Source organism: Massilioclostridium coli, assembly GCF_900095865.1.
GTDB lineage: Bacteria > Bacillota > Clostridia > Oscillospirales > Ruminococcaceae > Massilioclostridium > Massilioclostridium facile.
Window position 1 is genome coordinate 1,563,461 of the sequence record NZ_FMIZ01000007.1, and the last position, 19,706, is coordinate 1,583,166.

The following is a 19,706-nucleotide window of genomic DNA, read 5'->3' on the forward strand; positions in this document are numbered from 1 at the left end:
CTCCCCTTTGCCATGATTATAAGGATATTCTATTATAATAAACCATAGATTACCTATTATCATTTTGTTGTTCTCAGTAATAGAAAGCAAAATTTTTTATAGACTAATTTCATAAAAAACCGTACAACTAAAAAAGGCAGGTACTTCTATACCCACCTTTTTATTACCACATGGACTAAAAAGTTTTTCATATAAATGGTAAATTATTTTTATACTTCTTTTCTTTCTATTATTCGTTTGGGATGCAGCCAACATATTCTTCCGCATTGGCTGTATTATGCTGAATTTCTTCTGGTGTAAGGCTGCGTTTCACCTTTGCAGGGTTGCCAAAGATCAAAGAATTATCAGGTACGATTGTATTTTGTGTCACTAAGGCACCAGCCCCAACAATACAATTCTTTCCAATTTTGGCCCCATTTAACACAATAGCTCCCATTCCAATTAGAGAGTTATCTCCTATGGTACAGCTATGCAAAATTGCTCCATGACCTACCGTTACCTGGTTTCCAATAGTTAATGGCATCCCAGCATCGCTATGCAGGATACAGCCATCCTGAATGTTGGAACGGTCCCCTATTTTTATTTGTGATAAGTCTCCCCGAATCACAGCATGATACCATATAGAAGAATATTCCCCAATGGAAACATTCCCTACTACGGCAACCCCCGGTACAAGATAAGCTGTTTTTGCTATTATTGGTTGTTTCATAAAATATCAGCCTCCTGTAATTAGTATACCATAATCCAAACCGATTTTCTATTTTTATCTATATAAAACGGTAAAAACATCTAAATCCAATTATAAAGTGATTTTCTAAATTGCAATTTGGTTTATTTTCCCCACTTTTTAAATATAACGAAAAAGATGTGAAAATATAATGTAAAAATATAAACAAAATACCAAATTTATGGGGATGCACAATTGACAAACAAGATAGTAAAATGATACAATAATCATACAAGTCTAATAATATAGTTTAGAAAGAAGGTACCTGGTTGACAGAGGAAAAGAAAAAGGCTTTGTTAGCCCTAAAAACCTGTCGCGGACAAATAGAGGGTATTATAAAAATGATTGAGGAAGAACGGTATTGCATCGATATTTCCAATCAAATTTTAGCCGCCCAATCCATGCTTAAACGTGCGAATAAACTCATCCTTGCAGGGCATATGCATAGTTGTATGAGAACCGCTATGGAAAACAACGAAGATATTGACCAAAAAACTAAAGAACTAGAGGATATTATTAGCAAGTTAATTAACTGAGGAGGTTTTTAATATGACAAAAGTGTATATTAATGGTATGGCGTGCCAACATTGTGTAAACCGTGTAAAAGGCGCATTAGAGGAGTTAGGCTTATCCAATGTGCGTGTAAGCTTGGAAAACCGGGTTGCTAGCTTTGACGGCACAGCAACAAACGCGCAGTTAATTGAAGCGATCGAAGATGTTGGATTTGAAGTAACAAAAATTGAGACAGAATAAACTGTTTAGACAACAAGATAAAAAGGAGCAAATAAAAATGAAACGAACAGAAATTTCTGATCTGTATCAAAAATATACAGAAATGGATGGCGCACAGGTTACCATTGGTGGCTGGGTTCGTACCATCCGTGATTCCAAAGCATTAGGATTCATTGAATTAAACGACGGCAGTTGTTTTAAAGGAGTTCAAATTGTATTTGAAGATGGTAAAGTATCGAACTTTAAAGAAGTAGCAAAATACAATGTAGGCAGCGCAATTATTGTAACTGGTAAGGTTTTAGTTACACCAAACGCACGCCAGCCATTTGAAATCCATGCGGAGGAAATCCAATTGGAAGGGGCATCCTCTCCAGATTATCCACTACAAAAGAAACGCCATTCTTTGGAGTTTTTACGTTCGATTGCTCACCTGCGTCCACGTACTAACACATTTAGCGCAGTATTCCGGGTACGTTCTGCTGCTGCGTACGCAATCCACAAATTCTTTAACGAACGTGGTTTTATCTACGCACATACCCCATTGATTACCGCAAGTGATGCGGAAGGCGCTGGAGAAATGTTCCGGGTTACCACTTTGGCCCCCAAAAATCCTCCTTTAACCGAGGAAGGGGAAGTTGATTTTTCTCAAGACTTTTTTGGAAAACCAACTAGTTTGACAGTATCTGGCCAATTGGAAGCGGAATGCATGACCATGGCGTTTGGAAAAACCTATACCTTTGGTCCTACTTTCCGTGCAGAAAATTCCAATACAGCACGTCATGCGGCTGAGTTCTGGATGATTGAACCTGAAATTGCTTTTGCCGATTTACAAGATGATATGGAATTAGCAAAAGATATGATCCAGTTTGTACTGCAATATGTTTTGGATACCTGTCCAGCGGACATGGAATTTTTTAATGCCCATTATGATAAAACTCTGTTACAACGTTTAAATGATTTAATCCACTCCGACTTTGGACATGTTACCTACACAGAAGCAATTGAAATTTTAGAACAGCATAAGGACAAATTTGAATACCCTGTTTATTGGGGTGTTGATCTGCAAACAGAACACGAACGCTTCTTAACAGAAGAAATCTTTAAAAAGCCTATCTTTGTTACCGATTATCCAAAGGAAATCAAAGCATTTTACATGCGATTAAACGACGACCAGAAAACCGTTGCCGCTATGGATTTATTGGTTCCAGGTGTAGGAGAGATTATCGGTGGAAGCCAGCGTGAAGAACGTTTGGATATTCTGGAACAACGGATTGAAGAACTGGGCATGAAAACAGAGGATTATTCCTGGTATCTGGATTTACGCCGTTTTGGTGGCACCAAACACTGTGGCTTTGGTTTGGGATTTGAACGCCTGATTATGTATATGACTGGTATTTCCAACATCCGTGATGTATTGCCATTCCCAAGAACAACTGGTTCTGCTGAATATTAATACAATATTGTAGTTCTATTTGTGATTACCCAGCAAATCGATTTGTTGGGTAATTTTTTAGCACATCTATACTATAAGATTAAAAAATGAAACCCCTTGTTTCTCTTGTGGTCGGGATTCGAACTATTATTGCATCTATTATGCAAATCTTACTTACTATTTTATCTCTTTCATTCCATGTTTCAGTATCACATTTATCGTTAACTCTCTTAGTGAGATTCCCATTATCTCCACTTGATTGGATGTTATAACAAAATTTTTGTACATCACTTCTGTATCTGCTAGTTTTATAGAAGTGATACAAACGCTGGGCTTTATTTTATCCAACGTATTTTAGAGATGTGTGTACTTATATATACAAAACAATTGAGATCCTACTATATATCCGAAATGTTCCTATCATTCAAACAATTTTAAGGGTATATTGTTTTTATCAATTTCCAACTCAGTATAAAACCCATTTTTGAGCTGGTTCCCATGATTTTATTTTTAGTACTTGCCAATATTGTGTTAACGATGTTTATAGCTAGCGGACAAATTTTACAAGAGGTGCTGACGGTATTGTTGTTAGGATTCGGTTTACAATGTATCATTGCGATTCTATCAGCAGCATATGTATTGTTCTGGTTCTAATTATCAATGGGAATAATATCAATCTTATCCACCATATTGATTCCACTGCTCTTTCTCTTATTCGTTGATTATTTTGTACTTACGTCCCAAAAATTAACATAACTAAAACATGATAAAAAAGAAAGGCTGATATTAATAGTTTAATATCAGCCTTTCTTTTTTATTATTGTTATAAGAGATTATTCATCAAAACTAATGATATCTTCCCCAAACCATTTTTCGGAGATTTCAGCGCCTTTTCCACTGTCAATTACTTTTTGGATTGCTTCTTCCACTTTATCTTTTAATTCATCATTGCCTTTTTTCACTGCAATAACATATTCTTCTTCTGATAATTCATCTTCCAAAATGCGGAATTTTCCTTCATTAGTTTCCAAACTAGTATAATATTTCGCAACTACTTTGTCTACCACCATCGCTTCAGTACGTCCCATTTCAATATCCTGGAAACAATCCACATTACTGGATAGTTCAGAAACAGAACCTACCTTAGAAGCAATCTCATCTTTATCCAAAGCATCTTTTGCACTGGAGTCTTTTTGCAGGCAAATATTTTTGCCTTCCAAATCATCTTTTTTGTTAATAGAACTATCGGCAGGCACTACAATTACCTGTGCATTATCCAAATATGCTTTGGTTAAAGTCATCCCTTCCTCACGCTCTGGGGTTTTGGTAAAGCCATTCCAAATCATATCAATACTTCCAGTATCCAATTCCATTTCTTTGGAAGCCCAGTCGATTGGCTGATATTTAAAAGTAACGCCCATTTCTTCCGCAACAGCGTCCCCCAAGTCAATATCAAAACCAATAATATTACCGGAATCATCTTTAAACCCCATTGGTGGAAATTCTGGGTCTAAACCAATTACATAGGTATCTTTGTTCGCTGCATCGCCAGTAGTGTCTGCGTTTCCACCTCCACATCCAGCAAATACAGTTAAAGATAATGCTGCCGCTAATATAACAGATAAAATTCTTTTTTTCATAATATACACTCCTTTTAATCAAATTCATAAGTTAAGTTATGAATTTATTATACACTTTACTACATTAAATTGCTAACACGATAAACTGTTAAAAAATAAGAATATTCCGCATTATCTCCGTCTTTCTCCTTATATCTTTTTATTTTACAATATTTTAACAGTATTTTTTACTTGTCATATTTTTGTCCATAGACTTTAAGTGCCTATTTTGATATAATATGTTATATGGAAATAATCAAATTAAAGGATGTTGATGATGAATTCTCAAAAATTGACCTTTACTTTTCCCAGTTCTAACGGAAAAGATACCATATATGGCGTGATTTGGACCCCTCTTACTCCTCCAAAAGCAATCTTACAAGTCACCCATGGTATGTGTGAATATATAGAACGTTATGAAGAATTTGCCCAATTTTTAAATGGATATGGGGTAATAGTCTGTGGACACGACCATTTAGGGCATGGACAAACTGTAACAGAATGGAACCAGAATGACTTAGGTTATTTTGGAGAAAAAGATGGATATCAATATCTTGTAAAAGACGTACGCCAATGTTATTTGGAAATGAAAAAGCGATACCCTGACCTCCCCTATTTCTTATTAGGGCATAGTATGGGCTCTTTTATTACCAGAAAATACATTACTAAATATGGGAAAGAATTGGATGGTTATATTTGTTGCGGCACTTCTGGACCAAGAAGAGGACATTTTAAAATCACCTTAGCGGACTGGATTTGCAAATTAAAAGGCACAAGGCATCGCAGTAAACTGTTACAATCCCTTGTGTTTTTTCAGTATAACCGCCGTTGCCGCCCCAGAAACCAAACTCCATATGCCTGGGTATGCAGCGACAGGCAGGTTACAGAAGAATATGAAAATGATCCAAAATGTACCTTTATTTTTACTGCCAGTGGGTTCCGCGATTTATTTCATCTGTTAACAGAAGTCTCTCAAAAGGCGTGGGCATCTAAAGTCCCTAAAAAGCTGCCTTTCCTTCTGATTGCGGGAAAATCTGACCCCGTCGGGAATTATGGAAAAGGTGTCTGGAAGGTCCGAAATGAATTGTATTTTGCCAACCTCAAAGATTTAGAATGTATCCTTTATCCCAACATGAGACATGAAATCCTAAACGAAGTGGGTAAATTAAAAGTATATAACGACATTTTAGATTGGATCTTAAACCACGTCAAAAAGAAAAAAACAACTGACAACACCAACTACAATCAATAGTTAAAAGGCTTGATGGAAAAATTACCATCAAGCCTTTTCCTTTTATTGTTTCGATTGGTTCCGATAAGCGTTAGGAGAAATTCCAAATTCTTTTTTGAATACTTTGCGAAAATAACTTACATCGCTATAACCAACAATCTCTGTGATTTCCGGAATTGTCAAATTGGAATGAGTCAAATAATTGACTGCGTTTTGCATTTTAAACTGGTGCAAGATTTCATTGAATTTATATCCAGTATACTTATTGATATATCGAGAAAGATGACTGACAGAAAAACCAAATTTTTTTGAGATTTCCTCCAAAGAGACAGAGCCACAATGATGCTGTATATAATTTAAAATCTCATTGATATCACTTGGATACTGCCCTTTTTTGGCTGCGTTTTTTTCTTCTTTCTGCCGTGCGAACATCGACCAAAGTTCCATCAGTTTAGAATATAAAATTTGTTGGTAATATGGCTTTTTATTGTAAAATTCCCGTATCATTTCCTGTAACAGAAAATTAATCCTTGGAGTATTGTCAAATACTAAATAAGGCTGGATTGGACTCATCCCCAAACTTCCAGATAAAAATAGGTTCATTAAATTACTGTCCTGGTAACTTAAATCACTGAGGATTTCCGCTGTAAAATTTTTTCGAATCAGGATATTGAATAAAATAGTATCTGGTGTATCCACCCGTGGGGAATGATACGCATAAGGATTCATCAATAAAATTTTATTTATGTCCTGATGGATAGTCTGGTCATTAAGCTGGTTGGTTACAGAACCACGGTAGATATAATTAATTTCATAGAAATCATGGTTATGTAAAGGGACATCTGAAGTTTCAATTGCATATTTTGTATGGTTGGTGTGGAAAAAAACAGCAACATTCTCATTTTTTGCAAAGGCGTCAAAATTCATCTCACTATGTTCACTGGAGTATTCTATATTTTTATTAGGAGGTAGTTTTTTTCCTTTTATATTGGACAAAAATTGATAATAAGTATCTAACGCAATCTGGATTGCCCCTTCCAAACTAAAAAAAGACTCCAATAGTTCTTCTTTTTCCATAAAATCACCTCAAAAACTTTGTTCCACTTTTTATTCTATTGTAATTATACTATAAAATACATATAATTGATAGGTGTTTTTATTTAATTTCACACAATTCAACAAAGAATTTCCTCAACTCAAGCAAAAAATTACCTCCCCTACTCTACTATTTCTAGCGTATAATAAAAATCAAGATAAGGTGCGCATCAAATCTAATAAAACTAATACAAAGGAGAGGAAATGAATTGAAACAGAAAAAATTGAGTAAATTGTTGGCTGTTGTATTGGGGATTTCCCTGGTAGCCAGCTGTATGGCATCCTCTGTATCCGCAATTGGGTCCGCAGATACTGCACAGGATAGCTTTATCCAAAAAATGAATGATAAGTTCCAAGACCCTGAGTTGGATTACCATCCAGAAGCAAGGTGGTGGCTAGCGGAAGGTTCTCATACAGACGAAACCCTGAAAGAATCCATCCATGAATTATATAACAATGGCTTTGGTGCAGTAGAATTTGTTACCTTAGATGAATCCGCTTACTTGGATGATGCCACTTATGCGTGGGGCTCTGAAGAATGGATTCATGACACCCATGTTATTATGGAAGAATGCAATAAGCTAGGAATGGGTGTCAGCTTTACTTCCGGAACAAACTGGGCAACTGCAAACTTAACCAACATTACCCCAGATGATGAATCTGCTTCCCAGGAATTAAGTTACAAAACAGTGGAACTTTCTGCTGGGGAAACATTTAATAGTGTTTTACCTACTCCAGAATTGCCAGAAGACGTTACAAAACTAAAATTTGTCAAGGTAATTGCTGCGAAGAGAGCAGAACCTGGTTCCAACCAATTGGTTGAGGATTCCCTCACAGATATTTCTGACCAAGTTATTGCCAATGGAGACGGAACCTGGAATATCAATTACACAGCCCCAGATGATGGAGACTATATCCTATTTGGATTCTGGCAACATGGTACAGGCGAATCCCGTAAACCAGCTGTAACAGGAAAATCCTATACCATTAACTATTTTGATAAAGCGGGCACAAACGCATTAATCCAATATTGGGATGAAAATGTACTAACTGATGAGATGAAATCCCTTATTAAAGAAAATGGCGATGTTTCCATGTATATGGATTCCTTGGAATTAGGAACCAGAGGAAAAGATTCCACCAAAAACCTTTGGTGCACTGATTTTCTAGAACAATTTGAACAACGCTGTGGCTATGATGCCAGCAAATATCTCCCTATTTTGATTATGTCCAGTGGCGGAGGATTTGGCTCTGTCCCTGCTTATCCATATACTTTGGCGGAAAATGAAGAAAAATGTGATGGTATACGCAACGATTTGTTCCAAGTAAATACAGAACTGTATATGGATAATTGCTTGGATGTATTGACAGAATGGCTTCACGGATTGGGGATGACACTCCGTGCGGAAAACTCCTATGGTCAATTATTAGAAATTTCCCAGCCGATTAAATCTCTGGATTATGTAGAAACAGAATCTTTGGAATTTGGTGTAGAAATGGATAGTTATCGTTCCCAGGCAGGCGGTGCCCATCTTTACAACAAACTGTTCTCTAGCGAAACGGGCGCAATCTTAGGTGGAAACTACAAAAACAACAACCATTATTTCCGACAGATGTTCTATACTCAATTTGCAGCCGGAATTCAGAGAACAGTTGTACATGGCTATTCCTCCGAATATGGACCAGAACAAAATGTACAATGGCCAGGTTACGAAGGTATGGGGAAACAATTTGCAGAACGTTTTAATAAACGCCAACCAAACGCCATTGATTACCCAGAAGTAATGGGGGAACATATTACAAGATTGCAAAAAGTCCTGCGTGAAGGGGTTCCACAGATGGACTTGGGAATTTTAAGGACAGATTATAACCTGAATAACGGTATTTGGAACAGTGATATTGCTGACTCCGCATTCCATCGCCAAGATGGCTATTACTGGAGAGACCAGACATTACAGAATGCTGGCTATACTTATGATTATTTCTCCCCTTATCTACTACAGGATAGTGATATCTCCTATGCGGATGGGTTAGTTCAGCCAGATGGTCCAGCATATCAGGCTTTACTGATTTACCAAGAAGAAATGCCTTACGAAAGCGCACAAACTTTATTACAATGGGCAAAAGATGGCTTGCCAATAGTAATTGTAGAAGGGGAAACTACTGAAATCATCGCAGGCAAAAACTCTGTAACGAAAATAAACCATGGCGGTGCTATTACTACAGGATGCAATGATGGAAAAGATGCGGAATTAGCCCAAGTAATGGATGAAATCAAATCTTTAGATAATGTTGCAGCTGTACAAACACAGGAAGAAGCCTATGATGCTTTAATCGGTTTGGGAGTTCATCCACGTGCAGAATACACCGAATCTAACCAGACATTGCTCTCAGTTATGCGGAAGGACGATGATGCAAGTTATTTGTATTTATACAACTACATGTATGAAAATCCTGATAACTACTATACTGGACAAGTAGCGGTAGATGGCATTTACCAGCCATATGTGCTGGATACTTGGAGCGGAAACATTGAGGAAATCAACAATTGTGCTTACCAAGATGGCAAAACCATCTTGGATGTCAATTTAGCTCCTGGTGAAGTAATGGTATTCGCTTTAGATCCCAACAACCAAGTTGAAAATTCAGTAATTTCTTCAAAAAATGTACAGAAATCAATCATGGAAAATGGTTCTAATATCTTATATATTCCAGAGAGCGGAACAGCTTCAGTTCAATACGCAGATGGGAAAACATATTCAACCAACGTGGAAGTTCCAGAAGACATCCCACTAAGCACCTGGGATGTTACCATACAATCTTGGGAACCTGGTGATAAAATTACCCGCAGTGAAACCAGAAATGGAATTACAACCACCGAAGCAACCTATACCACAAATAAAGTGGATATCCATGTAGGGGAAACCGAATTAATTCCATGGAAAGACATGCAACAGGTTGGCCCAGAAGTATCCGGTGTTGGTACTTATACTACTACCTTTAACCTTCCGGAAAACTGGAATGTAAAAACAAATGGATTAGAATTTTGCGCGGATTCCTTCTGTGGAGGAACAGCAGCAATCTTTGTGAATGGAACTCAAGTTCCAGTGGATATGGACAGTTGCATTGCTGATATTTCAGACTATGTACAACTTGGAGAAAATACCATCCAGGTAAGAGTAACCAGCAGTTTACGTAACAGAATGATTGAGCAGCAGTACTCCGGCTGGATGGGTGAAATGCAACCAGATAACTATGGTATGACAGGAGATGTAGTTTTACAAACTTATACCAAAGTGGCAACAGTAAATAAAGGTATCTTAAATTCTGTCATTGCCTATGCGGAAAGCGCAAAAGCAAGTAGCGAATATGACAACGCTATTGAAAGCGTACAAAAATCCTTCGATGAGGCGCTGACAAATGCGAAAGTTGTTGCCGAGAATATGTATGCTTCTCAACAAGAAATAGATTCCGCATGGATAGACTTATTGAATGAAATTCATAAACTAGGTTTTACCGCAGGGGATAAAACAGAATTGGACCAACTAATTGCAGCAGCGGAAAAGATTGACCTGGATAAATATGTAGAAACAGGTAAAACGGAATTTATCACAGCATTGAAAGAAGCACAAAAAGTCTATCAAGATGGCGATGCTATGCAGGCAGAAATTAATGAAGTGGCAGATAATCTGCTGAATACAATGCTCAATCTGAGATACAAAGCGGATAAATCCATCCTGGAAGAAGTATTGGCAGCAGCCAATAATCTGGACGCAACTGCATACACAGCAGAATCCTACAGTGCATTAACAGCAGCAGTAGCAGAAGCCAACACAGTAATGGATAACAAAAACGCAACTCAGAATGAAGTAGATGTAGCGGTAGCGAATATACAAAAAGCAATGGATGACCTAGTAACAGTAGAGGACACAACAACAGAAATACCATCTATAGAAGCTGTAGATGGAAATACGATCCAGACAGGACAGGAAACCATAACTGCCAAAACGAACGCAGCAAAAACAGGGGACTTTGCACCAATCGCAGGATTGGCAGCAATCACTTTAGCAGGAGCAGCGCTATTGTTTACCCGCAGAAAAAAATAACTTATTATAACCTTTTTCTCTTTCTCTCAATATAAAATAAGTACCCCGGTTTTTCTAATAGAAAAGCCAGGGTACTTATTTTATCTACATCAATAACCAAACGCTTTATTGATGTTGCTTTCGGTAATCCTTTGGAGTAAATCCATATTTATTTCTGAATTTACGAATAAACCAAGTAGAATTTGTATAACCAATCGAGTACATAATAGCTTGGATGGAGTCATCCGTTTCAATTAAATTTTGGGCAGCTTGTGTAAGCCTGATATTTAATAGAATATCAGAAAAGCTCTGTCCACAATATTGTTTAATCATCCGAGATAGATAAGCCGGCGCATAGTTAAAATGTTCCGCTAAACTGGATAGGTTAATCTGGTTGGAATGCTCTGTGATATACTGTATTATTTCATGAATGTCCCTCCCAGTCCTATTTTCAGGATCCCCTAACGTTGCAAATCTTTGATATTGATAGGTCAATTCGGTAAGCAAAGTTGAAAATAAACCCAATAATAATTCATTTTTGTTTGTTCTGGAAGAATGTTCGCAGGTAATCATAAGTTGAAGGATTGTTTCATAAATACACTCCTGGCTGTCCCGATGGAACAGAAGATAATTCTGGGATTTCATCTGATATTGAAATGTTTCCTGGAAAAAAGACGATATAAATGAAGAAGAATGAGTAATAGTGAGAAAACAGTCTTGGAATACTTCTGGAAGAACCAAAAGGTTAAACGCAACATCCTTTGTATTATCTCCTTGAAAAATCTGATGTTTCGCATTCAAATTCATTAAACATAAGTCTCCTTCGACCAAATCAAGTGATTCCCCATCCACAATAGTAGTTAAATTTCCTTTATAAAGATACAAAAATTCAAAAAAAGGATGTTGGTGGATTTTGGTATGTACCCAGGAAGGATGAAAAATTGTCAATATAGGAGAAAAATCTTTGGTCCCAAAATTGGATATTTTATTTTTAAATTGATTAATGCAGGTTTCCTGCTGTTCTTCTGATACTGCATAGCCAAGATGGAATGGTAATAAATTCAAAAGATCATCCCCATAGTTGTTTTTTATTTTATTATAACAAAAATAATGATAAATAGAAACAGGTAAAAATATGTTGATGAATAGGCATGATTTGTTACAGAAAAAATAAATTCTGATTGATATAATAAAAGCGTCGACAAAAGCATCTCAGAGGATCTTATCAATAAAATGCGTTTTAAATTTTAAAAGGAGAAAAGATATGAAACAAAAATTAATGCACAAGATCGTTGCGTTTATTTTAGCACAATGTATGTTTGCCACTGTTTGTGTGGCAACTGGTTCTGCTGTGGAAAACCAACAAGAAAATTTTTCTGAAACGATTGAAAACATCTTGAAAAATCCTAAAATGGAACAAAAAGTAGGCGCCCGCTGGTGGTTAGCAGAAGGAAGCCACACCGACGAAACACTGATAGAATCCATTGATGAATTGTACGGCTATGGATTTGGTTCTGTTGAAGTTGTAACCTTGGACGAATCCGCTTATTTAGATGACGCTACATATGCCTGGGGATCAAAAGAATGGGTAGAAGACACCCAGCTGATTGTAGATGAATGTACCAAACGGGATATGGGTGTTTCATTTACAAGCGGAACGAACTGGTCGACGGCAAACCTGTTTACCATCACACCAGATGAAGAAACTGCTGCACAGGAATTGGGCTATCAAACAGTAGAATTAAAGGCTGGGGAACATTTTAATGGGATTCTGCCGAAAGTGAGCTTAACTCCATATGCCACAAAAATGAAACTGATAAAGGTCATTTCTGCCAAAAAAGTCAATGTTGACACCAATGGAATTACCTATTTGTCGGAAGAATCTTTAACCGATGTAACAAGCCAGGCAACACAAAATCAAGATGGAGAATGGACAATTGACTATACAACGCCTGAAGATGGTGAATATACCCTATTTGTATTCTGGCAGTATGGTACATCGCAAACAGCAGCACCTGCTGTTTCCACTGCGTTTACCATTAATTATTATTCCAAACAGGGTAGCAACGCCTTAATTAATTATTGGGATGAACATGTTTTAACCCCTGAATTTAAGGAATCCATCCAAAAAAATGGACATGTGCAAATGTATATGGATTCTTTAGAGCTGGAGCCCCATGGGGAAGATACCACAGGAAACCTCTGGTGCGAAGATTATTTAGAACAGTTCCATACCAGACGTGGATATGACCTGAGCCTTTACCTTCCTCTTCTCATTATGGAAGGCTATGCACGTATGGACAACACCAATTACATTTATGAATTGGACGGCAACAACGATACCCCTCAAAAAATACGGAATGATCAATACCAGACCAATACCGAGCTTTATTCCCAAAACTGCTTAGAAGTATTAGCAGATTGGCTACACTCTTTTGACATGACACTTCGTGCGGAGAACTCCTATGGTACATTGTTGGAAATTTCTCAGCCAATAGCTTACTTAGACCATGTAGAAACCGAATCCCTTGAATTTAACGGAGAGATTGAAAGTTTCCGCAGCCAAGCTGGTGGGGCGCATTTGTATGATAAAGTGTATTCCTCCGAAACCGCAGCAGTTACAGGTGGAAACTACTGGGATAACAATAACACCTATCGGCAACTGTTTTATACCCAATTTGCATCTGGAATTCAAAAGACAATGACACACGGTTATGCTGCTGCTTATGGTCCAGAAGAACACTGTTCCTGGCCTGGATTTGAAGGTATGTCGGATTTATTTGGAAACCGTTTTAACAAACGGCAGCCCGCTTCTACAGATTACAATGAACTTTGGGCTCATATTAACCGAATTCAAACTGTTTTACGCCAGGGTGTTCCACAGATGGATTTAGGAATTTTAAGGACGGATTATAATTTTGAGTGTTCCCTGATCCGTAGAGGATTCCGTAGTGGAGATCAATATTCCGAAGTAGTCAAAGAATACGCCAATAACGATATGAGAAACCAGACTGCATATTACTGGAAAGACCTAACATTACAAAATGCAGGGTATACTTATGATTATTTCTCTCCATATCTTTTACAAGATGAAGCGATTACCTGTAAAAATGGATTGGTTCAGGCAGATGGAGTCGCTTATCAGGCACTGTTAATCTATCAGGAAGAAATGCCGCTGGATAGCGCAAAAGTCTTACTGGATTGGGCCAAAAAAGGCATGCCGCTTGTGATTGTCACTGGTTCTACAGAAGAACGCACCCGTTATGATGTTACAAAATACAACAAAAGTGCTGCCATTACAACCGGCTCTTTGGATGGAAAAGATGGAGAGTTAGCAGAAGTTATGGCTCAGATAAAAGCTCAGCCAACCGTTGCTTGTGTTGATTCGGAAGCAAAAGCATACACAGCACTCCAGAATATGGGCATTCAACCACGCGCTGCCTTTGCAGAATCCAACCAAACCTTGTTAACCGCAATGAGAAAATCAGCAGAAGCCACCTATTTATATGTATATAATTATATGTATCAGGATACTGAAAGCTATCAAGGGCAGATTTCATTGGATGGAATTTACACCCCTTATTGTGTCAACACGTGGTCTGGGGAAGTAGATGAAATTGGAAATTATTCTTATCAGGATGGAAGGACAGTAATAGATATTGCCATCCAGCCTGGTGAAGTAATGGTGTTCGCATTAAATCCATATCAATCTTCCAACCCAGTAGTAGAAAAACAAAATGTAGAAAAAGTAACTGTAAAAAACGGAAATACCATTTTATATGTGCCTCAATCTGGAAAAACACAAATAACATATGCTGATAATACCACATATTCTACGGAAGTAACAGTACCGGAGGATATTCAGTTGGAAAATTGGAATTTAACTGTAGAATCCTGGACCCCTGGCGACAAGGTTACCCGAACAGAAGACAAAGGCTATGGCTATATTACCACAGAAGCAACTTATCATACCCAAAAAACAAATATTGAAGTGGGAACGACTGAGCTGCTTCCATGGAGTAAACTGGAACAGGTAGGTGAAACAGTATCCGGCGTAGGCAATTATACAAACACATTTTATCTGCCAGAAGACTGGGACAACGACAAACAGGCAATTGAATTTCGCGCGGATTCTTTTAATGGGGGCACTGCGGCAGTTTGGATTAACGGAACTCAAGTACCAATTGATATGAACACAGGTAAAGCAGATCTTTCGGGTTATGTAACAGCAGGTGATAATACAATTCAAGTACGGGTAACCTCCTCATTGCGGAATATTATGCTGGAATTAGGATATGCTGAAAAAGGAAACTGGAAACTTTTAGGGGAAAATGCGCTTTATCCAGATGAATACGGTATGGTAGGAAATACTTTTTTAAAATTATACACAAAGGTAGCATCACAAGATATTGATCACCCTATATCATCTGACGTTTCAGAAAATTCCCCTCCTATTCATGACAATGTAAATTCTCCTCAAACAGGAGATATTGCTCTAACAACGGCGTTGTCCATTGTTGCTTTGGCAGGAGCAGCGCTATTGTTTACCCACAGAAAAAAATAACTTATTATAACCTTTTTCTCTTTCTCTCAATATAAAAGGATGGGATTTCTGTTTGTCATGACCTCCGGCTTATCCGGAGGCTTGATTGAGCCCTAGAAGGGCATTTTACTGGCGGGCATCTAAAGACGCACTACTGAACATTCTTTCACTGCTCCGCCGCCCGTAAACGGGCACTTATGCTTCTTTCCGAGCTTGATAAACTTGCTAGATTGCTTGTTAGTAGCTCGCTTCGCTTGATACTTGAATCGAAAGCTTTTTTACGAAGCACCTCCACCGGCATAGATGGTGGTTTCCATAATCAGTCATGACCATCCCTAAGAGGGGTGGCATGAACAAGGCCTAGAAGGCCTTAAAACAAGCCAGCGCCTAAATGACGCTGGCTTTCACTTTGTTCAAGCCACAAGTGGTATGATTACCTGCTACCCTTAAAAGGGTCACTATACTCTTTCCGACTCAAACTATCTTCGATTTGATCTTGTTTCTCCTGTTCTCGGATATACTTTTGCACAGTCGATGTATTGATGCCAACTGTACTCACATAATATCCTGTTGCCCAGAAATTTCTATTTCCAAACTTGTATTTTAAGTTTGTATGTCTCTCAAAAATCATCATTGCGCTTTTTCCTTTGAGATACCCCGTGAAACTGGACACACTCATTTTCGGTGGGATACTTATCAAGATGTGTACATGATCTGGCATCATATTCCCTTCTATGATTTCTATACCTTTCCATTTACACAAATCTTTAATGATTTCTCGTATATCTTTTCTTAACTGATTATAAATTACTTTTCTTCGATATTTCGGGGTAAACACGATAGGGTACTTGCATATCCATTTTGTATGTGCTAAACTATTTGCCATGAGGAACATCCTTTCTGTTTTTTAGGTGGCTTGAACAATCACCATTATAGCAGAAAGGATGTTCCTTTGCTTAAGCTTGAATCTCACCCGCATAGCGGGTGGTTTTTAAAATCCTCCGCTATGCCGAGGATTTCTCGCTAAAGCACTAATGAAAACCCGCTCTGGCTTAAATCCAGAACGGGTTTGTTGCTGTTTATTCTACTGTAACAGATTTTGCTAAGTTTCTTGGTTTATCCACATCACAGCCACGTAATACAGCGGTATAATAAGCAAAAAGCTGGAGTGGAACGGTAGTCAACAATGGCATCAAAATATCATCTACCAGAGGGATTCTCAGCTGATAGGAAGTAATATCCTTTTGCTCTGGAGCATCTTCCCGACAGATGAGTAATACTTTCGCCCCACGTGCCTTTACCTCTTTTACATTGCTGATCATTTTTTCATACAACGCCTGTTGGGTCGCAATAGCCACCACTGGGACTTCATCTGTAATCAACGAAATCGTTCCATGTTTCAGTTCACCAGCAGCGTAAGCCTCGCTGTGGATATAAGAGATTTCCTTTAATTTTAAGGAACCTTCCAATGACAAGGAATAATCCACACCACGTCCAATGAAGAACAGATCCCGTGCGTTTTGGAATTTACTTGCAAAGTATTGGCAATTGTCTGCCTGTTCTAAGACGGTCTCCAGTAAATCCGGAATTTCCATCAGTTTACCGCAAAAACTTCGTACTTCATTTTCGGATAATGTCCCTTTTAACTGGGAGAACTTCGCTGCCAGCAGATACATCACACTCAGCTGAACCATATAGGCTTTTGTGCTTGCCACAGCGATTTCTGGACCAGCCCAGGTATAACAAACGCTGTCTGCTTCCCTTGCAATGGAGGAACCAACTACGTTGACAATTGCTAATGTAGGAACCCCTTGTTGTTTGGCAAGCCTTAACGCTGCCAGAGTGTCTGCAGTTTCACCGGATTGTGAAATAATAACTACTAAATCATTTTTGCCTAAAATCGGATTGCGGTAACGGAACTCAGAAGCTACATCCACATCAACAGGAATACGTGCCATTTCTTCTATCACATACTTCCCTACCATGCCTGCGTGCATTGCGGTTCCACAAGCCACAATATGGATCCGCTCAATTGATTTCAGATGTTCATCTGATAAATTTTCCAACTGTAAATCTGGCAATCCATCAATAATTCGAGGGGATACTGTATTACGAAATGCAGATGGCTGTTCATGAATTTCCTTAATCATAAAGTGAGGATAACCGCCTTTTTCAGCTGCCTCTACATCCCAATTCGCAGTGTGTAGTTCTTTTTGGATTTCTTCCCCATCAAGATCATAAACATGAACGCTATCCTGAGTTAAAACAGCAATTTCATTTTCATCCAGTAGATAATAATCTTTGGTGTATTTGATGATTGCAGGAACATCGGACGCAATGAAGTTCTCCCCTTTACCAACTCCTACAATCAATGGGCTTTCTTTACGGATTGCGTAAATTGTCCCTGGATTATCCTTAAACATCACTCCCAAAGCGTAGGAGCCCTGAATCGCAGAAATTACCTTTTGTAGGGTTTCGATTGGATCACCACTGTAATAATAATCCAATAATTTTGCAACACTTTCAGTGTCTGTTTCGGAGAGGAAGCTATACCCTCTGTGTTCCAGCTTTTCCTTTAATTGTTGATAGTTCTCAATAATCCCATTATGGACAATAGTAACTCTTTCATTTCCGTGTGGATGGGAGTTTACATCAGATGGTTCCCCATGGGTTGCCCAACGGGTATGGCCAATCCCACAGTGTCCAGTAGGGCGGTGGGTTTCTTCCATTTTCTGTTCTAGGTTATCCAAACGACCTTTTGCTTTTTCAATTACGATTTTATGATTCTCAAATACAGCAATACCGGCGGAGTCATATCCCCGGTACTCCAATTTTCTTAATCCATCTATTAATACGTCAGTGGCATTCTGTTTGCCAACATATCCTACGATGCCGCACATAGTTGATCCATATCCTTTCTTATTTTGAAATAAAAGGCTGCCAGCTTTTTGTTACAGAAAAATTTGTTTTTTGTAACTGGCATAACGGTCCTTTTTATAAACCGGAAAGGTATCCGCCGAATATTTCGATTACCTTTCACCTCGTCACCTGAGTAGGCCTGGCGCTTTTGTTGCAGTATATTTTTCTATCCCCCTTTGATACTGCGAATGATCTATATTTATAGATAATTTATTATAACATATTTTATGTGGGTGTGGCTTATCTTTTTTTTAATTTTTTCCTAATTATAAAATTCAATTTACAATTGTGGTAAGTTTGTTTTACGGGCAAGTAAAAATTTCGTGGGAATCCCCTGCTCTGTAAATTTTATTTCATGTTCGGTAGTTAATAAATCCTCCGGGTAATCGCTATGGTGCAAATCCCTTGTTTGGTAAACAATTTCAAATCCAGCCTGTTCAAAATACTCAAAGGATTCCTCAAATAATTCGTCATCATCTGTTTTAAAATAAATTTCTCCATTATCCGCTAAAAACTCACGGTATTTTAAGAGCTGACGGGTATGGGTTAAGCGGCGTTTTTTATGGCGTTTTTTGCTCCAGGGATTGCAAAAATAAATATAAATCCGCTGAATGGCATCCTGTTGGTTTAATACTCCATCAATATATTCAATATTAAAAGAAGTCAATTTTAAATTCTCTACAGGAGTTTCTCCAAAAATTTGAGCAACATTCCGGCGGGCAACCCCTAAAATATCCATGCTAATATCCACCGCAAGATAATTGATATTTGGGTTTTGATAAGCCAACTCGGAGATAAATACCCCTTTTCCACATCCCAGTTCCAAGTGAAATGGTTGATTTTTGGAAAACAGCTGGTTCCATTTTCCCTTGCATTGCTCTGGCTGTTCAATAAAATAATCGCAAGCATAGAGTTCTGGGCGAGCCCAAGGTTTTGTCCGAATTCTCATAATTTCATCCTCTTTATTTCGTCAAATTTCCAAATACACAGAGCCAAATGCAATTTGGCTCTACTGAAGTTTCCGCAACACGGTGTTTCTGATGGGCGGGAATCAACAAACTGTCCCCTGGCTGCAAACAAATTTCATGGTCCTCAAACTGAATCACAGCGTTCCCTTGTAATACAGAAACCCATTCATCCTCTGTTTGATCGTACCAAAATCCACTGGGAGAACAATGTCCTTGCGAAACAATTTTTTCGATCCGAACACTTTTTGAACAAACCAGTTCCTCCACCTGTTCCTGTGGCAAAATTTCTTTTGGTGACGCAAACAAGTTCATTTTTTTCACCTCAAATTCCAGTCAAATAGCTGAAAAGCATTAT

The 19,706-nt window shown here is 38.1% G+C and carries 14 protein-coding genes; 6 read left to right on the forward strand and 8 right to left on the reverse strand.

Features of this window, described 5'->3' with window-relative positions; translation table 11 throughout:
• Nucleotides 1–229: 229 nt before the first annotated feature.
• Nucleotides 230–709, reverse strand: a complete 480-nt coding sequence (locus BQ2683_RS12160; RefSeq protein WP_069989262.1) for a gamma carbonic anhydrase family protein — start codon at nucleotides 707–709, stop codon at nucleotides 230–232.
• Between the two features lie 287 nt (nucleotides 710–996).
• Here BQ2683_RS12160 and BQ2683_RS12165 point away from each other — a divergent pair, with 287 nt between their 5' ends.
• Genes BQ2683_RS12165 through asnS form a run of 3 tightly spaced genes read left to right on the forward strand, consistent with a single transcriptional unit; the run spans nucleotide 997 to nucleotide 2,912 of the window.
• Nucleotides 997–1,263 carry a metal-sensing transcriptional repressor gene (locus BQ2683_RS12165; RefSeq protein WP_069989263.1) on the forward strand — a complete coding sequence of 89 codons (267 nt, stop codon included), beginning with the start codon at nucleotides 997–999 and terminating at the stop codon, nucleotides 1,261–1,263.
• 13 nt (nucleotides 1,264–1,276) lie between these two features.
• Nucleotides 1,277–1,480, forward strand: a complete 204-nt coding sequence (locus tag BQ2683_RS12170) for a heavy-metal-associated domain-containing protein (RefSeq protein ID WP_069989264.1) — start codon at nucleotides 1,277–1,279, stop codon at nucleotides 1,478–1,480.
• Nucleotides 1,481–1,517: 37 nt separating this feature from the next.
• Nucleotides 1,518–2,912: an asparagine--tRNA ligase gene (gene asnS / locus BQ2683_RS12175; protein WP_069989265.1), complete on the forward strand. Its 1,395-nt coding sequence runs from the start codon at nucleotides 1,518–1,520 to the stop codon at nucleotides 2,910–2,912.
• 812 nt (nucleotides 2,913–3,724) lie between these two features.
• Here asnS and BQ2683_RS12180 read toward each other — a convergent pair.
• A complete protein-coding gene (locus BQ2683_RS12180; RefSeq protein WP_069989266.1) occupies nucleotides 3,725–4,531 on the reverse strand; it encodes an amino acid ABC transporter substrate-binding protein in 807 nt (268 codons plus the stop codon).
• 256 nt (nucleotides 4,532–4,787) lie between these two features.
• Here BQ2683_RS12180 and BQ2683_RS12185 point away from each other — a divergent pair, with 256 nt between their 5' ends.
• Entirely contained in the window at nucleotides 4,788–5,762 is a 975-nt protein-coding gene (locus BQ2683_RS12185) for an alpha/beta fold hydrolase (RefSeq protein ID WP_069989267.1), read from the forward strand.
• 42 nt (nucleotides 5,763–5,804) lie between these two features.
• Here the strand turns inward: BQ2683_RS12185 and BQ2683_RS12190 are convergent, their stop codons facing one another.
• Nucleotides 5,805–6,818, reverse strand: coding sequence for an AraC family transcriptional regulator (locus BQ2683_RS12190; RefSeq protein ID WP_069989268.1), 1,014 nt, complete (start codon nucleotides 6,816–6,818; stop codon nucleotides 5,805–5,807).
• A 227-nt stretch (nucleotides 6,819–7,045) separates the two neighbouring features.
• Here BQ2683_RS12190 and BQ2683_RS12195 point away from each other — a divergent pair, with 227 nt between their 5' ends.
• Entirely contained in the window at nucleotides 7,046–10,942 is a 3,897-nt protein-coding gene (locus BQ2683_RS12195; protein ID WP_069989269.1) for a glycosyl hydrolase, read from the forward strand.
• Nucleotides 10,943–11,047: 105 nt separating this feature from the next.
• Here the strand turns inward: BQ2683_RS12195 and BQ2683_RS12200 are convergent, their stop codons facing one another.
• Nucleotides 11,048–11,986 carry an AraC family transcriptional regulator gene (locus BQ2683_RS12200; RefSeq protein ID WP_069989270.1) on the reverse strand — a complete coding sequence of 313 codons (939 nt, stop codon included), beginning with the start codon at nucleotides 11,984–11,986 and terminating at the stop codon, nucleotides 11,048–11,050.
• A 199-nt stretch (nucleotides 11,987–12,185) separates the two neighbouring features.
• Here BQ2683_RS12200 and BQ2683_RS12205 point away from each other — a divergent pair, with 199 nt between their 5' ends.
• Nucleotides 12,186–15,485, forward strand: coding sequence for a glycosyl hydrolase (locus tag BQ2683_RS12205; RefSeq protein ID WP_069989271.1), 3,300 nt, complete (start codon nucleotides 12,186–12,188; stop codon nucleotides 15,483–15,485).
• A gap of 412 nt (nucleotides 15,486–15,897) precedes the next feature.
• On the opposite strand, the gene tnpA is transcribed toward BQ2683_RS12205, so the two are convergent.
• The 4 genes from tnpA to BQ2683_RS12225 all read right to left on the reverse strand — a co-directional run bounded on the left by tnpA (nucleotide 15,898) and on the right by BQ2683_RS12225 (nucleotide 19,663).
• On the reverse strand, nucleotides 15,898–16,359 hold the full coding sequence (gene tnpA / locus BQ2683_RS12210; protein ID WP_069989272.1) for an IS200/IS605 family transposase: 462 nt from the start codon (nucleotides 16,357–16,359) through the stop codon (nucleotides 15,898–15,900).
• A 184-nt stretch (nucleotides 16,360–16,543) separates the two neighbouring features.
• A complete protein-coding gene (glmS, locus tag BQ2683_RS12215) occupies nucleotides 16,544–18,364 on the reverse strand; it encodes a glutamine--fructose-6-phosphate transaminase (isomerizing) (protein ID WP_069989273.1) in 1,821 nt (606 codons plus the stop codon).
• 299 nt (nucleotides 18,365–18,663) lie between these two features.
• Nucleotides 18,664–19,332: a tRNA (guanosine(46)-N7)-methyltransferase TrmB gene (gene trmB, locus BQ2683_RS12220; RefSeq protein ID WP_069989274.1), complete on the reverse strand. Its 669-nt coding sequence runs from the start codon at nucleotides 19,330–19,332 to the stop codon at nucleotides 18,664–18,666.
• A gap of 13 nt (nucleotides 19,333–19,345) precedes the next feature.
• Complete coding sequence (locus tag BQ2683_RS12225; protein WP_069989275.1) at nucleotides 19,346–19,663, reverse strand: cupin domain-containing protein; 318 nt, start codon at nucleotides 19,661–19,663, stop codon at nucleotides 19,346–19,348.
• Nucleotides 19,664–19,706: the final 43 nt, after the last annotated feature.

What these genes read in the sequence shown, in the direction of transcription:
- tnpA (WP_069989272.1), bottom strand. Translation starts at nt 16,359, where the DNA reads ATGTTCCTCATGGCAAATAGTTTAGCACATACAAAATGGATATGCAAG.
- glmS (WP_069989273.1), bottom strand. Translation starts at nt 18,364, where the DNA reads ATGTGCGGCATCGTAGGATATGTTGGCAAACAGAATGCCACTGACGTA.
- BQ2683_RS12160 (WP_069989262.1), bottom strand. Translation starts at nt 709, where the DNA reads ATGAAACAACCAATAATAGCAAAAACAGCTTATCTTGTACCGGGGGTT.
- BQ2683_RS12170 (WP_069989264.1), top strand. Translation starts at nt 1,277, where the DNA reads ATGACAAAAGTGTATATTAATGGTATGGCGTGCCAACATTGTGTAAAC.
- BQ2683_RS12205 (WP_069989271.1), top strand. Translation starts at nt 12,186, where the DNA reads ATGAAACAAAAATTAATGCACAAGATCGTTGCGTTTATTTTAGCACAA.
- BQ2683_RS12185 (WP_069989267.1), top strand. Translation starts at nt 4,788, where the DNA reads ATGAATTCTCAAAAATTGACCTTTACTTTTCCCAGTTCTAACGGAAAA.
- BQ2683_RS12180 (WP_069989266.1), bottom strand. Translation starts at nt 4,531, where the DNA reads ATGAAAAAAAGAATTTTATCTGTTATATTAGCGGCAGCATTATCTTTA.
- trmB (WP_069989274.1), bottom strand. Translation starts at nt 19,332, where the DNA reads ATGAGAATTCGGACAAAACCTTGGGCTCGCCCAGAACTCTATGCTTGC.
- BQ2683_RS12190 (WP_069989268.1), bottom strand. Translation starts at nt 6,818, where the DNA reads ATGGAAAAAGAAGAACTATTGGAGTCTTTTTTTAGTTTGGAAGGGGCA.
- BQ2683_RS12225 (WP_069989275.1), bottom strand. Translation starts at nt 19,663, where the DNA reads ATGAACTTGTTTGCGTCACCAAAAGAAATTTTGCCACAGGAACAGGTG.
- asnS (WP_069989265.1), top strand. Translation starts at nt 1,518, where the DNA reads ATGAAACGAACAGAAATTTCTGATCTGTATCAAAAATATACAGAAATG.